The organism is Pseudomonas sp. D1HM, from assembly GCF_019266105.1.
Taxonomy (GTDB): Bacteria; Pseudomonadota; Gammaproteobacteria; order Pseudomonadales; family Pseudomonadaceae; genus Aquipseudomonas; species Aquipseudomonas taetrolens.
In genome coordinates, this window is sequence record NZ_LRMN01000006.1 from 324,089 (window position 1) to 345,220 (window position 21,132).

Genomic DNA, 21,132 nt, shown 5'->3' on the forward strand with positions numbered 1-21,132 from the left:
CATGCCGCAGTTCTTTATTGACCGCCCGATCTTCGCCTGGGTCGTAGCACTCTTCATTCTGCTGGCGGGCGCGTTGGCTATCCCGCAGTTGCCAGTGGCCAAATATCCGGTGGTGGCACCGCCACAGGTTGAAATCTACGCCGTCTACCCCGGCGCATCCGCACAAACCCTGGATGAAAGCGTGGTCAGCCTGATCGAGCAAGAGCTCAACGGCACCGATGGCCTGCTGTATTTTGAATCCCAGAGCAGCCTTGGCAGCGCCACCATCACCGCCACCTTCAAACCGGGCATCGATCCCGAGATGGCCCAGGTCGATGTGCAGAACCGCCTTAAAACCGTGGAGTCGCGCCTGCCTCAAGCGGTCATGCAGCAAGGCTTGCAAGTCGAGAAAGTGTCGTCGGGTTTCTTGATGCTGGTGACCCTGACGGCCAATGACAGCCCGCTCGATGAAACCGCGCTCAGCGATTACCTTGCGCGCAATGTCATGAATGAGATCAAGCGCATCGAAGGCGTCGGCAAGGCGCAACTGTACGGCGCCGAACGTGCGATGCGGATCTGGATCAATCCACAGAAGCTGATTGGTTTCAACCTGACACCCGCCGACGTCAGCCAGGCCATTGCCAGTCAAAACGCCCAGGTCTCCGCAGGCAGCATCGGCGATTTGCCGGGGCGCCCGACCCAGGAAATTACCGCTACCGTTCTGGTCAAAGGCCAGCTGTCGACGCCGCAAGAGTTTGCCGATATTGTCCTGCGTGCCAACCCGGATGGCTCCACGGTGCGCATTGGCGACGTGGCGCGGGTCGAAATCGGCAGTCAGGAATACCAGTACGGCACACGCCTGAACGGCAAGGCGGCCAGTGCTTTCAGTGTCAAGCTGGCCCCCGAGGCCAATGCCTTGAGCACGGGCAACCTGATCCGCGCCAAAATGGATGAGTTGAGCCGCTACTTCCCGTCGGGGGTTGAATACAGCATCCCTTACGACACAACGCCCTTCGTCAAAGTCTCCATCACCAAGGTGATCTACACCCTGGTCGAAGCCATGGTGCTGGTATTTGCCGTCATGTTCCTGTTCTTGCAGAACGTGCGCTACACCCTGATCCCGACCCTGGTGGTGCCGGTGGCCCTGATGGGAACTTTTGCGGTCATGTTGGCACTGGGGTTCTCAATCAACGTGCTGACCATGTTCGGCATGGTACTGGCCATCGGGATTCTGGTGGACGATGCCATTGTGGTAGTGGAGAACGTCGAGCGGATCATGGTTGCCGAGGGGCTTTCACCCCGTGAAGCCACGCGCAAGGCAATGACCCAGATCAGTGGTGCAATCATCGGCATTACCCTGGTGCTGGTGGCCGTATTTATTCCGATGGCCTTTATGCCCGGCTCGGTCGGGGTGATTTATCAGCAGTTCTCGCTGTCGATGGCCACTTCTATTCTGTTCTCGGCGTTCCTCGCGCTGTCACTGACCCCGGCGCTGTGCGCCACCCTGCTCAAGCCCATCGCCAAAGGCGAACATCATGCCAAGGGCGGCTTTTTTGGCTGGTTCAACCAGCGTTTCGAGCGACTCTCGCAAGGCTATGAGGACTGGGTGGTGCACCTGATCAAGCGCAGCGGGCGTTACCTGCTGGTGTACGGGGTGTTGCTGCTGATACTGGTGCTGTGCTTTGCCCGTCTGCCCTCCTCCTTCTTGCCGGTGGAAGACCAGGGTTACACCATCACTGACATCCAGTTACCGCCCGGAGCCAGCCAGGCCCGCACCATCAAGGTGGCCGAGCAGATCGAGGCACACAATGCCGCTGAACCCGGTGTCGGCAACACCACGATGATTCTCGGCTTCAGCTTTTCGGGGAACGGGCAAAACGCTGCACTGGCCTTTACCACCCTTAAGGACTGGTCGGACCGTGGCGCCAAAGATTCGGCTTCAGCCATTGCTGAACGGGCCAATACGGCCTTTGGCGAGCTCAAGGATGCGATTGCCTTTGCCATCCTGCCGCCCCCGGTCAGCGGCCTGGGCACCTCCAGCGGATTTGAGTTCCGCTTGCAGGACCGTGGCAGCGTTGGCTATGACGCCCTGATGCAGGCCCGCAGCGAATTGCTGGCCCTGGCCGAGAAAAGCCCGGTCCTGGCCAATGTACGTGAGAGTGCGCTGGCTGAAAGCCCGCAAGTACAGCTCGAAGTGGATCGCAAACGCGCCAATGCACTGGGGGTTTCGTTTACCGACATCGGTGATGTGCTGTCCACCGCCGTGGGCTCGGCCTATGTGAATGATTTCCCGAACCTGGGGCGCATGCAGCGGGTCGTGGTCCAGGCTGAGGGCGATCAGCGCAGTCAGGTCGAAGACTTGCTGAAGATCAATGTGCGCAACAACCTTGGCAAAATGGTACCGCTATCGGCCTTTGTCGAAGCGCGCTGGATTCAAGGTCCGTCACAGCTTTCACGCTATAACGGCTATCCCGCGATCAGCATTTCCGGTGAATCGGCGCCCGGCCATAGCACCGGCGAGGCCATGATTGAAGTGCAGCGCCTGGTCGATCAATTGCCGGCCGGCCTGGGCCTTGAATGGACCGGCCTCTCGCTGCAGGAGAAACTCTCGGGTGCCCAGGCGCCGATTCTGCTGGGCCTGTCGCTACTGATTGTCTTCCTGTGCCTCGCAGCACTCTATGAGAGCTGGTCAATTCCCACGGCGGTATTGCTTGTCGTGCCGCTGGGGGTGCTGGGGGCCGTGCTGGCCGTGACGCTTCGCGGGATGCCCAACGATGTCTTCTTCAAGGTCGGCCTGATTACCATCATCGGGTTGTCAGCGAAGAACGCCATTCTGATTATCGAGTTCGCCAAGACCCTTTACGACGAAGGTCATGATCTGGTGGACGCCACGGTACAGGCAGCGCGTTTGCGTCTACGGCCCATTGTGATGACATCCCTGGCCTTCATTCTCGGCGTATTGCCGCTGGCCATGGCCACCGGCGCCAGCTCGGCCAGCCAGCAAGCCATCGGCACCGGCGTGATCGGAGGCATGATCGTCGCCACCCTGGCCGTCGTGTTTGTGCCCGTGTTCTTTGTCGTGGTGATGAAACTGGTGAACAGGCCATCGTCAAAGCCATGAGTACATGGCGTACATGCTAAGGTTCGGCATTGTTTTTTACAGGAGTTACGTATGCCGCACCTTGCCCGCACCCATCCGCGTTTGACGGTCGCCACCCTGCTGGGGGTGGCGGTCGGGGTCTTTGCCCCCGTGTCGACGATCACCACCCACTTTTTGCTGGGATGGAACGCAGGCGTCTGGCTGTACCTGATACTCACCCTGTGCCTGGTCATGCGCTCCAAGGCCAGCGACGTCAAGCGCATCGCCGAAATAGAGGACGAAAATGCCGGCCTGGTACTGCTGACCGTCTGCCTTGCGGCGATTGCCAGCCTGGCAGCCATCATGCTCGAGCTGTCTGCAGGAAAGCTCGATTCTGGTGACCGCTTGATGCATTACAGCTTTACCGGCCTGACCGTGGTGGGGTCGTGGCTGATGATCGGGACTATTTTCGCGCTGCACTACGCGCGCCTGTTCTATAACAATCCAGGTACTGAGCCGGCGTTGCGCTTTCCGGAGGGGGAGCTCGATCCTGACTATTGGGATTTCATGTATTTCTCATTCACCTTGACCGTTGCGGTGCAAACCTCGGATATCTGTATAGCTACCCGTGAGTTGCGCAAAGTGGTACTGGCACACTCGTTATTGGGCTTTTTGTTCAATACCGCGGTGCTGGGGTTCTCGATCAATATCGCAGCAGGCTTGTTTTAAACAAAAAAAACGGCAACCCGAGGGTTGCCGTTTTTTTGTACTGCCGGGGTTAGTCGGTGCTCAGCACGCCACGACGAACCTGGTCGCGCTCAATGGATTCGAACAGCGCCTTGAAGTTGCCTTCGCCAAAGCCGTCATCACCCTTGCGCTGGATAAACTCGAAGAACACCGGGCCCATGAGGGTTTCCGAGAATATCTGCAACAGCAAGCGCTTGTCACCGGACTCGGAAGAACCGTCCAGCAGAATACCGCGAGACTGAAGCTCGCCCACCGGCTCACCGTGATTGGGCAGGCGGCCTTCGAGCATTTCATAGTAGGTGTCGGGTGGCGCGGTCATGAAACGCATGCCAATTTTCTTCAGCGCGTCCCAGGTCTTGAGCAAGTCATCACTGAGGAACGCAACGTGCTGGATGCCTTCGCCGTTGAACTGCATCAGGAACTCTTCGATCTGCCCTGCACCCTTCGACGATTCTTCGTTCAAAGGGATTCGGATCATGCCATCCGGGGCGGTCATCGCCTTGGACGTCAGACCGGTGTACTCGCCCTTGATATCGAAATAACGAATCTCGCGGAAGTTGAACAGTTTTTCATAGAAGTTGGCCCAATAAGCCATACGTCCGCGATACACGTTATGCGTCAGGTGGTCGATGATCTTCAAGCCTGCGCCCACCGGATGGCGATCGACACCCTCGATGAACACGAAGTCGATGTCGTAGATCGAGCTGCCTTCGCCGTAACGGTCAATCAAGTACAGCGGCGCGCCGCCAATGCCCTTGATGGCTGGCAGATTGAGTTCCATCGGGCCGGTCGGAATTTCAATCGGTTGAGCACCCAGCTCCAGGGCGCGGGAATAGGCTTGCTGGGCGTTGCGCACGCGAAAGGCCATGCCGCACACAGACGGGCCGTGTTCCGCAGCAAAATAAGAAGCCACGCTGTGCGGCTCGTTATTGAGGATCAGATTGATCTCGCCCTGACGGTAAAGGTGCACGTCTTTGGAGCGATGGGTGGCAACCTTGGTGAACCCCATGATTTCAAAGATAGGTTCAAGGGTATTGGGTACAGGGGACGCGAATTCGATGAATTCAAAGCCCATCAGGCCCATAGGGTTTTCGTATAGATCGGCCATTTTGGCGCCTCATCATGGTCATTTTTAGAGTTAACAGACGGTTACTTGCTAAGAATGCCGAGGCTGGCGGGCGGCGCGCAGGAAATCCCGCGTACACTGCGCGCAAGGAAATCGCCGTAGATCAATTGGAACCCGAATATCTTCATTTCGACCCATCTCGTACGCGGTGGGGCTTCTGCTTGCAGAAGTCATTATTCTTGTATGCGTAAGCCGATTCTACATGGCGTAATCATGTTTGTCTCAGCACCGTGCGAAATAGCCTGCACCGATGCTAGCCTTGCATGACACTTTCGCTAAAGCCCTCTCTTGCATTGCCAGGATACAGAATGCCTCTCACGCTAAAAATGAGCCGTAAATTGACCGATCGTTACGCCTTGATCGTGCTTAGCGGGTTACTGCCAATCGTGCTGGGCATCTTCATTCTTTGCTGGCAAGCCAACCGTTCCCTGGAATCCGTGGCCACCCAAACCGCCGAAGAGGCCGTTCGGCAATTTGACCTGATGTTGAACAATGCCGTGTTGTCTGCCGACATTGTCTTGCCGCTGGCAGGCCAGGATTGCCATCAGGTTGAGCTGGCCTTGCGTGAACAGGTGGTACGCCGACCTTTCGTCCGGTCAGTCAACCTGGCGTGGGACAACCAGATTTATTGCACCTCCCTGTTCGGAGAGTTCAAAGAAGCGGTCAATCCTGAAAACTACACCAACGGTACCCTGTGGCTGATGAAAGGCAACACGGTCACGCCTGATGAAGCCTTGCTGGTGTACCGCAAGCAAAAAGACCAGAGCAGTGCGCTGATCAGCCTGTATGGCTTTCACCTGGTTAACGTTCTGGGCCTGATCAACCAGAAAACCCGATTATTGATTCAAGTGGGAGATGCCTGGGTTGATCGGTACGGCAAAGTGTATAAAGGGCCGCTGCCACACTATCCGGTTGGCCAAAGTTCCGTGGACTCGCCTCAATTTCCTTACCGTGTTGTAGCGGGTTTTGGCAAGGATGAAGTCTGGCGCTATGTCTGGTTTGAATACCCCGGATTACTGGGGTTACTGGTATTCCTGGGTTTATTGTCCGCGACAACTGTCCATTGGCTTAAAAAACGCTCGTCTTCACCGACCCATGAATTACAGCGCGGTCTGGACGCAGGCGAGTTTATTCCCTATTTCCAGCCGGTCGTGCTGAGCGAGACCAAACAATGGGCAGGCGCCGAAGTATTAATGCGCTGGCAACACCCTAAAGAAGGGTTGGTGCGCCCGGACTTGTTTATCCCTTTCGCAGAACATTCGGGTTTGATCGTGCCCATGACGCGCTCGCTCATGGCGCAAACAGCCCTGTTGCTGGCGCCTCACGCCAACAGCATGGAACCCGGTTTCCACATGGCCTTCAATATCACCGCCCGCCATTGTCAAAGTCTTGAGCTGGTGGAAGATTGCCGGGACTTTTTACAGGCATTCCCGCCAGGACATATCCGCCTTGTACTGGAACTCACCGAACGTGAATTAATCGTGCCAACTGAGGCCACCCATGCCCTGTTTGCAGCGCTGCACAGCCTGGGGGTCATGATTGCCATAGATGACTTCGGTACGGGCCATTCAAGTTTGAGTTACTTGCGCGAATTTAACGTGGACTACTTGAAAATCGATCAAAGCTTTGTCGCCATGATCGGTGTCGATGCGCTGTCCCGGCATATTCTGGACAGCATCATCGAGCTCAGTGCCAAGCTGGACCTGGGCATCGTGGCTGAAGGCGTAGAGACCGAGGAGCAAAGCCGCTACCTGACGCTGCAAGGGGTCAAATATTTACAAGGTTATCTATTTGCCCGGCCTTTAACCGCGACCGACTTCATCACTTCATTACAGGCGCGACCGGCAACCGCCGATCACCGATAAACGTGATGCAGGTTTGTAGTGACGGAGAACGGATGTTTTTTAACATCGGTGGGGCCCCCGATATTGGCAATACTGTATTTAGCCACTACAATTTTTTTGACTGTTTGACCCGGCTTGAATATTGAGTACAAGAAACCTTCGTATGGGCTGAACGCATTAACTGTCGCACGGTCTATTGCAGGTAATTCAATCGTCACTAATTCGCTTCGGTTCCCACGACCAAGCCTATGAATGGAGTAATGACTTTGTCCAGACTTGCTGAATTTCGTGCTGCTGAGAAAGCGCTTCAAGAACAGATGGCGCAGCTGGAAGCGTTAAAAAATGACGCGGGCTTGAAAAAAGAAATCGAGTTCGAACAGAAACTGCAAGGCTTGATGAAATCCTATGGCAAGAACCTGCGGGATATTATTGCCATTCTGGATCCAAAGACCTCTGCCTCGAAGATGACTGCCGCCCCAAAACAGCGCAAAGCGCGGGTATTGAAGGTTTACCAGAATCCGCATACCGGTGAACTAATCGAAACTAAAGGTGGCAATCACCGCGGTTTGAAAGCCTGGAAAGAAGAGTACGGCGCCGAAACAGTAGACACGTGGCTACGCCACTGAAACAGCCCCGCTAAAAGCCCTGGTTCTGCAGGGCTTTTTTAGCGGTGAAGTTGCACTCAGTGCAGCCTCTGCGCACAGGCATAACGGCTCAACTTGATAGAACAGTATTCACTGTTGTTACGCTCTCCCTCGCTCCCGCCAGAAATCCGCGGTCCCTGCAGACAACCTGTCTACACACCTGCCTGGTATTTTCGATTGAAACCAGGCGCGCCCTGCCCGCCATTATTAACCTCTCGGCGGAAACAACACTGACACGGCACGGGTTCACATATTTTTCACACGCAGGGTAACAGGATGAAGGCTGCTAAAGGACTAGCGCCCCATGCCCGCTTCGGCGGGCTTCTTTTTGCCTGTAATTTGACACAAACCCCGCAGTGTCAAATATTGGTCAGCCACAATCCCTCCCCGCTGACTGCAAAAACAGGTTTGGCGCAGGGCGCCAGGTTCCGTATCATTCCTCCATCACGCTCGTTGCAGCGACTGACCACACACTTGTCATTTCGGAGGGGCCATGAGCCTGCAGGATCTGAATACATTTCCCGGTGTTACCGCTGAACCAGATAGCGCTACCCAAAATTTCGTCTTCAACCACACCATGTTGCGCGTCAAGGACATCACCAAGTCCCTGGACTTTTATACGCGGGTGCTGGGTTTTTCCCTGGTAGAAAAACGCGACTTCCCAGAGGCCGAGTTCAGCCTGTACTTCCTGGCCCTGGTCGACAAGGCGCAGATCCCGGAAGACGACGCGGCACGCACCCTGTGGATGAAGTCGATTCCAGGCATCCTTGAGCTGACCCATAACCACGGTTCGGAAACTGACGACAGCGTGGTCTACCACAACGGCAACACCGACCCGCGCGGTTTTGGCCATATCTGCATTTCGGTACCGGACATTCGCGCTGCCTGCGAACGCTTTGAAGCGCTGGGCGTTGATTTCCAGAAGCGCCTGAACGATGGCCGCATGAAGTCGCTGGCCTTTGTCAAAGATCCGGATGGTTACTGGGTTGAAATCATTCAGCCGCAACCGATGTAAAAAACGAACGTAAAAAAAACCCATGATCGCTCATGGGTTTTTTTGTTTCAGGCCGGTTATTCCGGTGCTGAAGTGCGGATCAGGTGATCGAACGCGCTCAGCGAAGCTTTAGCGCCCTCGCCCACCGCAATCACGATCTGCTTGTAAGGCACGGTAGTAACGTCGCCGGCAGCGAAGATGCCCGGGATCGACGTTTCGCCACGTGAATCGACAACGATCTCGCCCCGTGGCGAAAGCTCGATTGTGCCCTTGAGCCAATCGGTATTTGGCAGCAAGCCGATTTGCACAAAGATGCCTTCCAGTTCAACGTCACGCACTTCACCCGACTGACGATCCTTGTAACGCAGGCCGTTGACCTTCTGCCCGTCACCGGTCACTTCGGTGGTCTGAGCGTTGGTGATGATGGTCACGTTCGCCAGGCTGTGAAGTTTGCGCTGCAGCACTGCATCGGCACGCAGATGCGTATCGAACTCGAGCAGGGTCACGTGAGACACGATCCCGGCCAGGTCGATGGCCGCTTCAACGCCGGAGTTACCGCCGCCGATGACCGCAACGCGCTTGCCTTTGAACAGTGGGCCGTCGCAATGCGGGCAGTATGCGACGCCACGGTTGCGGTATTCCTGCTCACCGGGCACGTTCATCTCGCGCCAGCGGGCGCCGGTGGCCAGAATTACGGTCTTGGCCTTGAGTGAAGCACCGCTGGCAAACTTCACCTCGTGCAACTCGCCTGCCTTGCCTGCAATCAACTGGTCGGCACGCTGCAGATTCATGATATCCACGTCGTATTGCTTGACGTGCTCTTCAAGTGCCGTCGCCAACTTCGGCCCTTCAGTTTCCTGAACCGAGATAAAGTTCTCGATCGCCATGGTGTCGAGCACCTGGCCACCGAAACGTTCGGCTGCAACACCGGTGCGGATACCTTTACGTGCAGCATAAATGGCTGCCGCTGCACCGGCCGGGCCGCCACCGATCACCAGTACGTCAAAGGCTTCTTTGGCGCTGATTTTTTCGGCCTGGCGCTCAATGGCGCTGGTGTCCAGCTTGCCAAGGATTTCTTCCAGGCCCATGCGGCCCTGACCGAAATTAACGCCGTTCAGGTAAACGCTTGGGACTGCCATCACCTGGCGCTCAGTGACTTCATCCTGGAACAGGGCTCCGTCGATGGCCACGTGGCGAATGTTCGGGTTCAGTACCGCCATCAGGTTCAGCGCCTGAACCACATCAGGGCAGTTCTGGCAGGACAGCGAGAAATAGGTTTCGAAGTTGAACTCACCTTTCAATGAACGGATCTGCTCAATCACTTCGGCACTGGCTTTCGATGGGTGGCCGCCGACTTGCAGCAATGCCAGCACCAGCGAAGTAAATTCGTGGCCCATTGGGATGCCTGCAAAGCGCAGGCTGATATCGCCGCCCGGGCGGTTCAACGAGAACGATGGCTTGCGCGCATCGGTGCCGTTGTCCAGCAAGGTGATCTGGCTGGAAAGGCTGGCGATCTCTTTCAACAAATCAAGCATTTCACGGGATTTCGCACCGTCGTCGAGAGACGCAACGATCTCGATCGGCTGTGTGACCCGCTCCAGGTATGACTTCAACTGTGCTTTTAGATTGGCGTCCAACATACGGGCGATCTCCTTTAAAGATTAATGCCGTGTAAAAAAAACGCCCGAGCGAAGGTCGCCCGGGCGTTTTGAGGGCGATGATGCAGCAATTCAGGTGCGGATCACCGCCCTTGGCTGGTTCACAGGCTTAGATCTTGCCAACCAGGTCCAGCGATGGAGCCAAGGTGGATTCACCTTCTTTCCATTTGGCCGGGCAAACTTCGCCTGGGTGGGCAGCAACGTATTGAGCAGCCTTGATTTTGCGCAGCAGCTCGGAAGCGTCACGGCCAACGCCGCCATCGTTCAGTTCAACGATTTTGATCTGACCTTCCGGGTTGATCACGAAAGTACCGCGGTCAGCCAGACCTGCTTCTTCGATCAGAACGTCGAAGTTGCGGGAGATGGTCAGCGTAGGGTCGCCGATCATGGTGTACTGGATTTTGCCGATGGCTGGCGAAGTGTTGTGCCAGGCAGCGTGAGCAAAGTGGGTGTCGGTCGACACGCTGTAGATTTCAACGCCGAGCTTTTTGAACTCTTCGTAGTTGTCAGCAAGGTCTTCCAGTTCGGTAGGGCAAACGAAAGTGAAGTCAGCCGGGTAGAAGAACACGACAGACCATTTGCCTTTCAGGTCGGCGTCCGACACTTCTACGAAGCTGCCGTTTTTGTAAGCGGTTGCTTTGAAAGGTTTTACTTGGCTGTTGATGATAGGCATCGTTGTCTCTCCGTCAGGGGTGAAAAGTTGATGGGGTGAATCTTAACAACACATTTCGTATCTGGCTCATTGGCAAAGCTGATGCCGCTGATTAGTTTTAGCTATCAGACGACACTATAAATAGCAGAAATCTAAATATGGGTCACCTGCCAGACTTTCAACCTGATGCAGGTCAATGGCCGATGGGCTTTTCGCGGGTGAGGCTCATCCCCGTAAACGGGGAAGCTTCAACATAGCGCATGGCAGATTTGATGTCTTTCCAGCCGACGTAATTCATCAGCGACTTCAAGTCCCAACCACTTTGATGGGCCCATGTTGCAAAACCGCGACGCAGTGAGTGGCTGGTGTAATGTTCTGCAGCGATTCCGGCGCGTTCCAGCGCCTGGCGCAATAGCGGGATGATGCTGTTGGCATGCAACCCCTCCTCCCCCAGATTGCCCCAGCGGTCGATTCCACGGAACACCGGCCCGCGCACCAGCGCTGAAACCTTGAGCCATTCGCTGTAGGCGCGTACCGGGCACAAACGCTGCAAGGCCGGAGTCTGGTACGTCTTGCCAAGGTTGTCGCGGTCACTTTTGCTGCGCGGTAAATACAAGGTAATCCCTGAACCCTCGACCGCTTGCACGTGCTCAATCTGCAAGCGGCACAGTTCGTCACTGCGAAACCCTCGCCAGAAGCCCAGCAGGATCAGCGACGCATCGCGTCTGGCGCGCAACAGCCCGGGCTGGTCGGCATTCGCTTGTGCGGCCAGGGCTTCGCCCTCAAGCCAGTCGATCACTTGTTCCAGGTGCTGCAATTGCAGTGGCTCGGCCTGCTTCTCTTGCGCCGGGTGCAGCGCGCGAATGCCCTTGAACACTTTGCGCACCACCGGTGCCTTGGTCGGGTCGGCGAACCCCTGGCTGTTGTGCCACTGGGCAATCGCCGACAGCCGCAGCTTTAGAGTGTTGATCGACAGCTGCCCGGCATGCGCGACCAGATAACGCGCCACGCTATCGCTCGTGGCCGGAAGGAATCCACCCCAGGTCACTTCAAAGTGCTCGATGGCTGCCCGGTAACTGCGGCGTGTGTTGTCGCGGGTCGCGGCGCTTAAGTAGCGATCCAGCTCGCTCATTGCGGCAGTTCTCTTGATTGGCGTACTGAAAACAGGCCTTAAAACCAGTTTTGAGGCTCTGGCACGGGATAATACCAGTATATCCCGCATGTTTATAAACCCATAAAGACAAATAAATCCAATCGATGTAGTATGTAAATACATGATACATACCACAGTACATAATCGTAGGAGAGAGCCATGGCTCGGGGCGGCGTAAACAAGGCGGTGGTTCAAATTGCACGCACGGCAATCCTGGCTCGTGGAGAACACCCGAGCATTGATGCCGTACGTATCGAGATGGGCAATACCGGGTCGAAAACCACGATCCATCGGTATCTGAAGGAGCTGGATGAAGCGGACACCCGCCGTGGCGCCCCTCAAGAGCAGATAGGCGACGAGCTGACCGATCTGGTCGCCCGCCTTGCTCAACGCCTGCAAGAACAGGCGCAAGAGCCGATTGACCGCGCAGAAGCCCATTACCGCCAGCTGCAGAATGAACTTCAGGGGCAATTGGAGCTGGCCGGGCAGACCCAGCTGCAGCTGCAGCAACAACTTGAGATCCAGACCACTGCCCTGAGCCAGGAAAGTGCCAGCCTTGAATCCACCCGTTCGATGCTACAAACCGAACAAACCCGCAATGCTGCCCTGAATCAGGCGTGCAGCGATTTCGAACTGCGGCTCCAGGATCGTGACGAGCAGATTCGCTCACTGGAAGAAAAACACCTGCATGCCCGAGAAGCGCTTGAGCACTACCGTAGCGCAGTGAAAGAACAGCGCGAGCAGGATCAACGCCGTCACGAGGGTCAGTTGCAGCAGGTGCAGATGGAGCTGCGTCAGGCACAACAGAGTGCGCTGGTACGCCAGGATGAAATCACCCAGCTGCACCGCGACAACGAACGGGTACTCAGCGAGAGTCGAGGCCTGGGCAAAGAGCTGAACCAGGCCAAAGACCAGCAGCACACACTCAATAACCTGAATGCCCAGTTGAACCGCCAATTGAGCCAGCTCGAAAGTGAACGCACCCTACTCCAGGAGCGCCTGAGGGTCGCGACGCAAGAAAGTGAAGGTTTGAAACAGGCCAACAGCGAAGCCCGTGAAAGCAACACGGCGCTGGCCTTGCGGGCCATCAGAGCCGAGACGGCACTGGAGAGCCTCAAGGCGGTGCAGAGCGACGACGAGACGGCGTCCGACAAGACCTGACCCTGCACGCATCAGGCCGTGGTGATTGCCGTCAGGATTTGAGTCGGACCAAGGCTTTTATTCACCTGGTTGCATGGCGTGCTGACAGTCAGGCCGATTTACCATCAGCCAAAAGCTGCCCGACCTCAAAAAAGTCGCGCACGCGGATGAAGTTTCAAGCCGCGTACAACTTTCCTGAATCCCGCCTGTCTAGCGCTCGGAAAACACGGCGCCTTCACCTGTCTTTCATAGGCTTTTCATCAAACAGCGTTTACCGTACGCACAGCCTTGAGGGAGAGCCCAAGGACTTTGCTGAAAAATCATGCAGATAACGGCGTCTGGCAGCTTTACCTTTATCCGCAATGGGCTTTAATCCCACCGAGAACATGCCGTCACCGCGGCCGAGCAGATTGACGTTAAGGCGCAATGTCTTGTGCCATTGAAACTGACTGGAACAACTACTTTGAAACCCTACCCTATTCAGTGCGTGTCGATCGTCATTCCGGTCTTCAACGAAGAAGAAAGCTTGCCCGAACTGCTGCGCCGCACCGAAGCGGCCTGCGCACAGCTGACCCAATCTTATGAAATCGTCCTGGTCGATGACGGCAGTCGCGATGCTTCTGCACAGATCCTGGAAGAAGCGGCCGCGCGTGAAGGCAGCCCGGTAGTCGCGGTGATCCTCAATCGCAACTACGGGCAGCATGCCGCCATCATGGCCGGTTTTGAGCACTCCAAGGGGGATGTCGTCATTACCCTTGATGCCGACCTGCAGAATCCGCCTGAAGAAATTCCGCGACTGGTTGCACAGGCCGCCCTGGGCTACGACGTGGTCGGCAGCGTACGCAACAATCGTCAGGATTCGGCCTGGAGGCGCTGGCCATCACGGGTGATCAACCTGGCGGTGCAGCGCTCCACCGGCGTCGCCATGAGCGACTACGGCTGCATGTTGCGGGCTTATCGCCGCACGATCGTCGACGCCATGCTCAACTGCCGCGAGCGCAGCACCTTCATCCCCATTCTGGCCAACAGCTTTGCCCGGCATACCACGGAAGTGCAGGTCGAACATGCCGAGCGGGAGCATGGTGATTCCAAATACAGCGCGATGCGGTTGATCAATCTCATGTTTGACCTGGTGACCTGCATGACCACCACGCCATTGCGCCTGTTAAGCATCATCGGCTTCAGCATGGCGGTTCTGGGCGTGAGTTTTGCCATTGTACTGATCGTGCTGCGCCTGATTTTCGGCGCCACCTGGGCCGGTCACGGCACCTTCGTGCTGTTCGCCGTGCTGTTCGTGTTTACCGGCGGTCAATTTATCGGCATGGGGCTCCTGGGTGAATACCTGGGCCGCATGTACAGCGACGTGCGAGCCCGCCCGCGCTTCTTTATTGAAAAGATCGTGCGTGCCGAACCCGCCACTGCAACGTCCTCACCTTCATCTTCTACGTCGACACAGGTTCAATCATGAGTTTGAAAGCCATTGTTTTCGCCTATCACGATATTGGCTGCACAGGCATCGAAGCCTTGCTCAATGCAGGCAATGAAATTGCCGCCGTGTTCACCCATGCCGACGACCCGAAGGAAAATAACTTTTACGGTTCTGTGGCCCAGTTGTGTGCTCGCAAAGGCATTCCGGTGCATGCACCGGAAGACGCCAACCATCCGCTGTGGGTCGAGCGCATTCGCAAACTGAACGCTGATTACATTTTTTCGTTCTACTACCGCCATCTGCTGAGCGAAGAACTGCTGGCCAGCGTGAGCAAGGGGGCGTTCAACCTTCACGGTTCATTGCTGCCGCGCTATCGCGGTCGCGCTCCGGCGAACTGGGTCCTGGTCAATGGCGAGACCGAAACCGGGGTGACGCTGCACCGCATGGTCAAGCGTGCCGATGCGGGCAATATTCTGGCCCAGAAGCGGATCGACATTGAACGTAGCGACACCGCGCTGAGCCTGCACGCCAAACTGCGGGAAAACGCCGCGCAACTGCTGGCCGACAGCCTGCCTTTGCTCTGCGAAGGCCGGCTGAAAGAAACCCCGCAAGACGAATCACTGGCCTCCACCTTCGGTCGCCGCACCCCGGCCGACGGCCTGCTGCACTGGTCGCGTCCGGCCGAAGAGCTGTTCAATCTGGTTCGAGCCGTGACCCAGCCATACCCTGGCGCCTTCTGTGCGGTGGGCGAGCACAAATTGATTGTCTGGGGCGCTGAGGTGATCGCCGGCAATCAAGGCCAGGCTCCCGGCCAAGTGATCAGCTGTGATCCGCTGCGCATTGCTTGCGGACAGGATTCGCTGGTCATTACCGCCGGCCAACGTAACGACAACGGGTTGTACCTGAGCGGCCCGCAACTGGCCAATGAGCTGGGACTGGTGGAGGGTTCGCGTCTGCGTGGCAGCGAGTCCGGACGTCCGGCACGCCGTACCCGGGTGTTGATACTGGGCGTGAACGGTTTTATCGGTAACCACTTGTCCGAGCGCCTGCTGCAAGACGACCGCTACGAGGTTTACGGCCTGGACATTGGCTCCGATGCCATCGATCGCCTGCGCAGCCACCCGAACTTCCACTTCGTGGAAGGCGATATCAGCATCCACACCGAGTGGATCGAGTACCACATTAAAAAATGCGACGTCATCCTGCCGCTGGTGGCCATTGCAACGCCGATCGAATACACCCGTAACCCGTTGCGCGTGTTCGAGCTGGACTTTGAAGAAAACCTCAAGCTGGTGCGGTACTGCGTCAAGTTCAACAAGCGCGTGATTTTCCCCTCGACCTCCGAAGTGTATGGCATGTGCCAGGACAAAAACTTCGATGAAGACACCTCTAACCTGGTGGTCGGGCCGATCAACAAACAGCGCTGGATTTACTCGGTGTCCAAGCAATTGCTTGACCGTGTGATCTGGGCCTATGGCCAGAAAGGCCTGAAGTTCACCCTGTTCCGCCCGTTCAACTGGATGGGGCCACGTCTTGACCGTCTTGATTCGGCACGGGTTGGCAGCTCGCGGGCCATCACACAGCTGATCCTGCACCTGGTGGAAGGCACACCGATCCGTCTGGTCGATGGCGGCGAACAAAAACGCTGCTTTACCGATGTCGACGATGGCATCGAGGCCCTGGCGCGCATCATTGAGAACCGTGACGGCAAGTGCGACGGGCAGATCATCAACATCGGCAACCCGGACAACGAGGCGAGCATCCGTCAGCTGGGCCAGGAACTGCTGCGCCAGTTTGAAGCGCATCCGTTGCGTGACAACTTTCCGCCGTTCGCCGGCTTCCGTGATGTTGAAAGCCAGTCGTTCTACGGTACCGGTTACCAGGACGTCAGCCACCGCAAGCCGAGCATTGACAATGCCCGCCGCCTGATCGACTGGACGCCGACCATCGAGCTGAGTGAAACCATTGGCAAGACCCTGGACTTCTTCCTGCGCGAAGCCATGATCGAAATTGCGGAAAAACGCTAATGCGAGCAGGCCTGCGCATTGACGTCGACACGTACCGGGGCACCCGTGAGGGGGTGCCCCGGCTACTCGAACTGCTCGACGAAGCTCAGATCAAAGCCACCTTTTTCTTCAGTGTCGGTCCGGACAACATGGGCCGCCATCTGTGGCGGCTGGCCAAGCCCCGGTTCTTCTGGAAGATGATGCGCTCCAAAGCCGCCAGTCTGTACGGCTGGGATATTTTGCTGGCCGGCACCGCCTGGCCCGGCAAACCCATCGGTCAGGACCTGGGGCACTTGATGCGCCAGACCCTGGCTGCCGGCCATGAGGTGGGCTTGCACGCCTGGGATCATCACGGCTGGCAGGCCAATGCCGGGCGCTGGAGCGAAGCACAGTTGATCGAACAGATCCGCAAAGGCGTCGACACCCTCAGCGACATCACCGGGCAAGCGGTCGAGTGCTCAGCCGCCGCGGGCTGGCGGGCCGATGAACGTGTGGTTCAAGCCAAGCAAACCTTTGGCTTTCGCTACAACAGCGACTGCCGCGGGCACAGCCTGTTCAGGCCACGCCTGGCTGACGGCAGCCCGGGGGCCGCGCAAATCCCCGTGGACCTGCCCACGTTCGATGAAGTGGTCGGGCCAGCGCTGAGTGCCGCTGATTTCAATGCCTACATTCTTGATCGCTTCAGCCCGCAAAAGCTGAATGCGTACACCATTCACGCAGAGGTAGAAGGGATTCTGATGGCCAACGATTTCCGGCAATTACTGGCAGAGGCGCACAGCCGAGGCATTCATTTCGGCCCGTTACGCGACTTGTTGCCCCCTGACCTCGACAGCCTGCCCGTCGGGCAATTGAGCCGTGGCGTGCTGGACGGCCGCGAAGGCTGGCTGGGAGTGCAGCAACCATGACTCAACGCTGGGCACTGCCGCTGCTGATCCTGGCCTTTATCGCTTTTTACCTGGTGCCGCTGGGCACTCATGGACTGTGGATTCCCGATGAAGCGCGCTATGCGCAAATCAGTCAGCAAATTCTGATCGATGGCAATTGGGTCACCCCGCACTTCATGGATTTGCGTTACTTCGAAAAACCGATTGCCGGCTACTGGATGATTGCCCTCGGCCAGGCCATTTTTGGTGAAAACCTGTTTGGCGTCCGCATCGCGTCGGCTATCGCCAGTGGCCTGAGCGTATTCCTGGCCTATGCCGTGGCCCATCGCTTGTGGAATGACCCGCGCAAGAGCTTCGCCTGCGCGTTGGTTTACATGACCTTTTTCCTGATTGCGAGCCTGGCGGGCTATTCCAACCTCGATCCGCAGTTCACCTTCTGGGTCAACCTCAGCCTGGCAGCCTTATGGTTTGCCATCGACAGCCCGTCGCAGCGTCAACGCCTGATGAGTTGGGGCGTGCTGGGCTTTGCCTGCGGCATGGGTTTCATGACCAAGGGGTTTCTGGCGCTGCTGCTGCCGGTCCTGATCGCCCTGCCCTACATGATCTGGCAAAAGCGTTTCCGCGAGCTGGTCAAATACGGGCTGGTGGCAATCCTGGTCGCCAGCGTGGTGTCGTTGCCCTGGGTCCTGGCGGTGCATGCCCAGGAACCCGACTATTGGCGTTTTTTCTTCTGGCACGAGCATATCCGTCGCTTTGCCGGAGAAGACGCCCAACACGGCGAACCGTGGTGGTTCTACCTGCCGCTGATGGTGGTCGCCAGCTTGCCCTGGGCTGCACTGCTGCCTGCGACCTTCAAGGATGCCTGGCGCAACCGGCGCGAAGTCGGCGTGGTGTTCCTGCTGATGTGGCTGCTGCTGCCGCTGGCCTTGTTCAGCCTCAGCAAAGGCAAGTTGCCGACCTACATCCTGCCTTGCCTGCTGCCGTTGGCCTTGTTGCTGGGGCATGCCCTGATGCAGCGGGTCGAACGTGCCAGCACCCCGGCATTGCGCAGCAACGGACTGGTCAATCTGCTGCTGGGCAGCGTCGGTTTGCTGGCCCTGGTTTACTTGCAGAACAAAAAACCGCTGTATCACGACGAACCCTGGCACATGACGCTACTGATCGTGGTGCTGCTGACCTGGATTGCCTGCAATGCGCTGCTTGTATGGCGGCCACTCAAGCTGTGGAGCCTGCCGGCACTGGGCATGGGCATAGCGGTGATGCTGGTGCCGGCCAGCCTGCCCAACAGCGTGGTCTACAACAAGATGCCCGATCAGTTTGTCCTTGAGTACCTTCAGGAACTGTCGCAGGTCAACACATTGCTGAGCAATGACCTGGGGGCGGCGTCTGCCCTGTCCTGGCGCCTGCGCCGTCCCGACGTCACGCTGTACAACACCTCGGGAGAGGTTGCCTACGGCCTGGCCCACGCTGACGCTGAGGGCAAAAGCATCACCCTTGCGCAGATCGGGCAATGGATGACCGAGGCGCGTCGCAAAGGCTCCGTGGGGGTGCTGATGCGGGTCAAGGACAGTGATGAGAGTCACGAAATGGATCTGCTGCCCCAGGATGCCCGGCGCTATGAGGAAGGCAACATGGTGATCCTGATCATCCCGCAGAGCGCGCCATGACCCTGGCGCTCTTGCTGATGGCCTGCGTGCTGACCTGTGCCGGTCAAATCGCCCAGAAATACGCCGTCGAAAGCTGGCGTGGAGCTGACCCCGGCTTGATACGGGTATTGCGCACTCCCTGGCTGTGGCTGGCATTGGCCTGCCTTGGCCTGGGTTTGCTGGTGTGGCTGTTCGTGCTGCAAAGACTGGAGGTCGGGATCGCCTATCCGATGCTCAGCCTGAACTTTGTCCTGATCACCCTGGTTGCGCGTTATCTGTTTAAAGAAACCATCGACCTGCGCCATTGGTGTGGTGTGGGCCTGGTGATTGCCGGCGTGGTGTTGCTGGGGTCGAACGCATGAGCCTCAAACGTGGAATGAGCTTTGCCGCGGTCAGCGTATTGCTGGTCAGCACAGCCCAACTGGGCATGCGCTGGAGCATGACGCGCTTGCCCGAACCAGCCCAATGGCTGGACGCATTCCACCAGGGCGACATATCCCTGTCAGCACTGGCGGTGGTGGCAAGCGCCATTGTGCTTTATGCACTGTCGATGGGGGCCTGGCTGCTCGCCTTGCGCGACGTGCCACTGGGACGAGCGTATTCATTGCTCAGCATCAGCTATGCAGCGGTGTACCTGCTGGCGGCCAGCCTGCCGATATTCAACGAGAGCTTCACCCTTTCGAAAACCCTCGGAGTGACACTGGTCATTTTCGGCGTGTTGACGATCAATTTACGACGTACCCCAGGTTCCAGGAACTGCGCATGAAAATCAGTGTATTTGGTAGTGGTTATGTAGGCCTGGTGCAGGCGACGGTGCTGGCCGAGGTCGGTCACGACGTGATCTGCATGGACATCGACCAAAACAAGGTCGAGTCACTGCAGCAGGGGCATATCAGCATTTTTGAACCGGGGCTGGCTAACCTGGTACGCGACAACCTTGAAACCGGGCGCCTGCGTTTCACCAGCGATGAAAAGCTGGCCGTGGAGCACGGCCAGGTGCTGTTTATTGCCGTAGGCACCCCGCCGAGCGACGACGGTTCGGCGGACCTCAGCGCCGTGTTTGCCGTAGGTGATGCCGTCGCCCGGCACCGGGTAGAACCCTTGATCCTGGCGGAGAAATCCACGGTCCCGGTGAGCACCGGCGATGCCCTGACGCTGCATATCAACAACGCCCTGAACGCGAGCGGGCGCTCGCTGCAGTTTGATGTGGTCTCCAACCCCGAATTTCTCAAGGAGGGGTCGGCGGTCACCGATTGCCGACGTCCGGACCGCATCATCATCGGCTGTGAGCGCGATGAAGTGCGCGAAACCATGCGCGACCTGTACGCGCCCTTTAACCGCAACCATGACCGCATCATTTTCATGGACCGGCGCAGTGCCGAACTGACCAAATACGCTGCCAACGGCATGCTTGCCACCAAGATCAGCTTCATCAACCAGATCGCCGAACTGGCAGAACACCTGGGCGCAGACATCGAAGCGGTCCGTCTGGGAATCGGCGCCGATGCGCGCATTGGCTATCACTTTATCTACCCGGGCTGCGGCTATGGCGGCTCGTGCTTCCCCAAAGACATGCGCGCATTGATCCACAGTGCCCAGCAGGTCAACTGCTCCAGCGATTTGCTGCAGGCGGTCGAGGCCATCAATGAACGCCAAAAACACAAGCTGTTCGATCGCATCAACGCGTTTTACAACGGCGACCTCAAAGGTAAAACCTTTGCCCTCTGGGGGTTGGCCTTCAAACCCAACACCGATGACATGCGCGACGCCCCCAGTCGCGTGCTGATGGAAGCCCTGTGGGCAGCCGGCGCCCATGTCCGCGCCTTCGACCCGGAAGCCATGCAGGAAACCCAGCGCTTGTATGCAGACGAAATGCTCCTGAGCCTGATGGGCACGCCCGAATCGACCCTCAACGGTGCCGACGCCCTGGTGGTATGTACCGAATGGCAGCAGTTCAAGGCGCCGGACTTTGACCTGATCAAACAGCGCCTGAAAACCCCGGTCATTTTTGACGGACGCAACCTGTACGACAGCGAACGCCTGGCCCGCAAAGGCCTGCAATACTTCCCGATGGGACGCGGAGAGTCCTGCAACCTGCCGGTCTCACAAGGCTCTACGCACTGAGCGATGCCTGTCCTGTGACGCCCTGAA

The 21,132-nt window shown here is 57.5% G+C and carries 17 protein-coding genes; 13 read left to right on the top strand and 4 right to left on the bottom strand.

The window, feature by feature from the left end:
* The first annotated feature begins 1 nt into the window (after position 1).
* A complete protein-coding gene (locus AWM69_RS09005; RefSeq protein WP_218726331.1) occupies positions 2-3,100 on the top strand; it encodes an efflux RND transporter permease subunit in 3,099 nt (1,032 codons plus the stop codon).
* Between the two features lie 51 nt (positions 3,101-3,151).
* A complete protein-coding gene (locus AWM69_RS09010) occupies positions 3,152-3,787 on the top strand; it encodes a DUF1345 domain-containing protein (protein ID WP_218726332.1) in 636 nt (211 codons plus the stop codon).
* A gap of 49 nt (positions 3,788-3,836) precedes the next feature.
* Here AWM69_RS09010 and hppD read toward each other — a convergent pair whose 3' ends face one another.
* The gene (gene hppD, locus AWM69_RS09015) at positions 3,837-4,913 is read right to left on the bottom strand and encodes a 4-hydroxyphenylpyruvate dioxygenase (RefSeq protein WP_131653904.1); all 1,077 of its coding nucleotides are present in this window, start codon (positions 4,911-4,913) and stop codon (positions 3,837-3,839) included.
* A 326-nt stretch (positions 4,914-5,239) separates the two neighbouring features.
* On the opposite strand from hppD, the gene AWM69_RS09020 reads away from it, so the two are divergent.
* The 3 genes from AWM69_RS09020 (at position 5,240) to gloA (ending at position 8,434) form a co-directional block, all read left to right on the top strand.
* On the top strand, positions 5,240-6,796 hold the full coding sequence (locus AWM69_RS09020; protein ID WP_218726333.1) for an EAL domain-containing protein: 1,557 nt from the start codon (positions 5,240-5,242) through the stop codon (positions 6,794-6,796).
* A 245-nt stretch (positions 6,797-7,041) separates the two neighbouring features.
* Positions 7,042-7,401, top strand: a complete 360-nt coding sequence (locus AWM69_RS09025; protein ID WP_218726580.1) for a histone-like nucleoid-structuring protein, MvaT/MvaU family — start codon at positions 7,042-7,044, stop codon at positions 7,399-7,401.
* 511 nt (positions 7,402-7,912) lie between these two features.
* Positions 7,913-8,434 (top strand): lactoylglutathione lyase, encoded by a 522-nt coding sequence (gene gloA / locus AWM69_RS09030; RefSeq protein ID WP_218726334.1) that lies wholly within the window; start codon positions 7,913-7,915, stop codon positions 8,432-8,434.
* A gap of 56 nt (positions 8,435-8,490) precedes the next feature.
* On the opposite strand, the gene ahpF is transcribed toward gloA, so the two are convergent.
* The 3 genes from ahpF to AWM69_RS09045 all read right to left on the bottom strand — a co-directional run bounded on the left by ahpF (position 8,491) and on the right by AWM69_RS09045 (position 11,855).
* On the bottom strand, positions 8,491-10,053 hold the full coding sequence (ahpF, locus tag AWM69_RS09035) for an alkyl hydroperoxide reductase subunit F (protein ID WP_131653907.1): 1,563 nt from the start codon (positions 10,051-10,053) through the stop codon (positions 8,491-8,493).
* Positions 10,054-10,180: 127 nt separating this feature from the next.
* Positions 10,181-10,744 (bottom strand): alkyl hydroperoxide reductase subunit C, encoded by a 564-nt coding sequence (ahpC, locus tag AWM69_RS09040; RefSeq protein WP_016780891.1) that lies wholly within the window; start codon positions 10,742-10,744, stop codon positions 10,181-10,183.
* 172 nt (positions 10,745-10,916) lie between these two features.
* Positions 10,917-11,855, bottom strand: a complete 939-nt coding sequence (locus AWM69_RS09045; RefSeq protein WP_218726335.1) for a site-specific integrase — start codon at positions 11,853-11,855, stop codon at positions 10,917-10,919.
* 180 nt (positions 11,856-12,035) lie between these two features.
* Here AWM69_RS09045 and AWM69_RS09050 point away from each other — a divergent pair, with 180 nt between their 5' ends.
* The 8 genes from AWM69_RS09050 to AWM69_RS09085 all read left to right on the top strand — a co-directional run bounded on the left by AWM69_RS09050 (position 12,036) and on the right by AWM69_RS09085 (position 21,105).
* The gene (locus AWM69_RS09050; protein ID WP_218726336.1) at positions 12,036-13,037 is read left to right on the top strand and encodes a DNA-binding protein; all 1,002 of its coding nucleotides are present in this window, start codon (positions 12,036-12,038) and stop codon (positions 13,035-13,037) included.
* 442 nt (positions 13,038-13,479) lie between these two features.
* On the top strand, positions 13,480-14,484 hold the full coding sequence (gene arnC, locus AWM69_RS09055) for an undecaprenyl-phosphate 4-deoxy-4-formamido-L-arabinose transferase (RefSeq protein ID WP_131653910.1): 1,005 nt from the start codon (positions 13,480-13,482) through the stop codon (positions 14,482-14,484).
* Entirely contained in the window at positions 14,481-16,472 is a 1,992-nt protein-coding gene (gene arnA, locus AWM69_RS09060) for a bifunctional UDP-4-amino-4-deoxy-L-arabinose formyltransferase/UDP-glucuronic acid oxidase ArnA (protein WP_218726337.1), read from the top strand. Before arnC ends, arnA begins: the two co-directional genes overlap by 4 nt.
* Positions 16,472-17,356, top strand: a complete 885-nt coding sequence (arnD, locus tag AWM69_RS09065; protein WP_218726338.1) for a 4-deoxy-4-formamido-L-arabinose-phosphoundecaprenol deformylase — start codon at positions 16,472-16,474, stop codon at positions 17,354-17,356. Before arnA ends, arnD begins: the two co-directional genes overlap by 1 nt.
* The gene (gene arnT, locus AWM69_RS09070; protein ID WP_218726339.1) at positions 17,353-19,002 is read left to right on the top strand and encodes a lipid IV(A) 4-amino-4-deoxy-L-arabinosyltransferase; all 1,650 of its coding nucleotides are present in this window, start codon (positions 17,353-17,355) and stop codon (positions 19,000-19,002) included. Before arnD ends, arnT begins: the two co-directional genes overlap by 4 nt.
* Positions 18,999-19,343 carry a 4-amino-4-deoxy-L-arabinose-phosphoundecaprenol flippase subunit ArnE gene (gene arnE, locus AWM69_RS09075; protein WP_131653914.1) on the top strand — a complete coding sequence of 115 codons (345 nt, stop codon included), beginning with the start codon at positions 18,999-19,001 and terminating at the stop codon, positions 19,341-19,343. Before arnT ends, arnE begins: the two co-directional genes overlap by 4 nt.
* On the top strand, positions 19,340-19,747 hold the full coding sequence (arnF, locus tag AWM69_RS09080; RefSeq protein ID WP_218726340.1) for a 4-amino-4-deoxy-L-arabinose-phosphoundecaprenol flippase subunit ArnF: 408 nt from the start codon (positions 19,340-19,342) through the stop codon (positions 19,745-19,747). The genes arnE and arnF overlap by 4 nt, the downstream gene beginning before the upstream one ends.
* The gene (locus AWM69_RS09085) at positions 19,744-21,105 is read left to right on the top strand and encodes a UDP-glucose/GDP-mannose dehydrogenase family protein (protein WP_218726341.1); all 1,362 of its coding nucleotides are present in this window, start codon (positions 19,744-19,746) and stop codon (positions 21,103-21,105) included. Before arnF ends, AWM69_RS09085 begins: the two co-directional genes overlap by 4 nt.
* Positions 21,106-21,132: the final 27 nt, after the last annotated feature.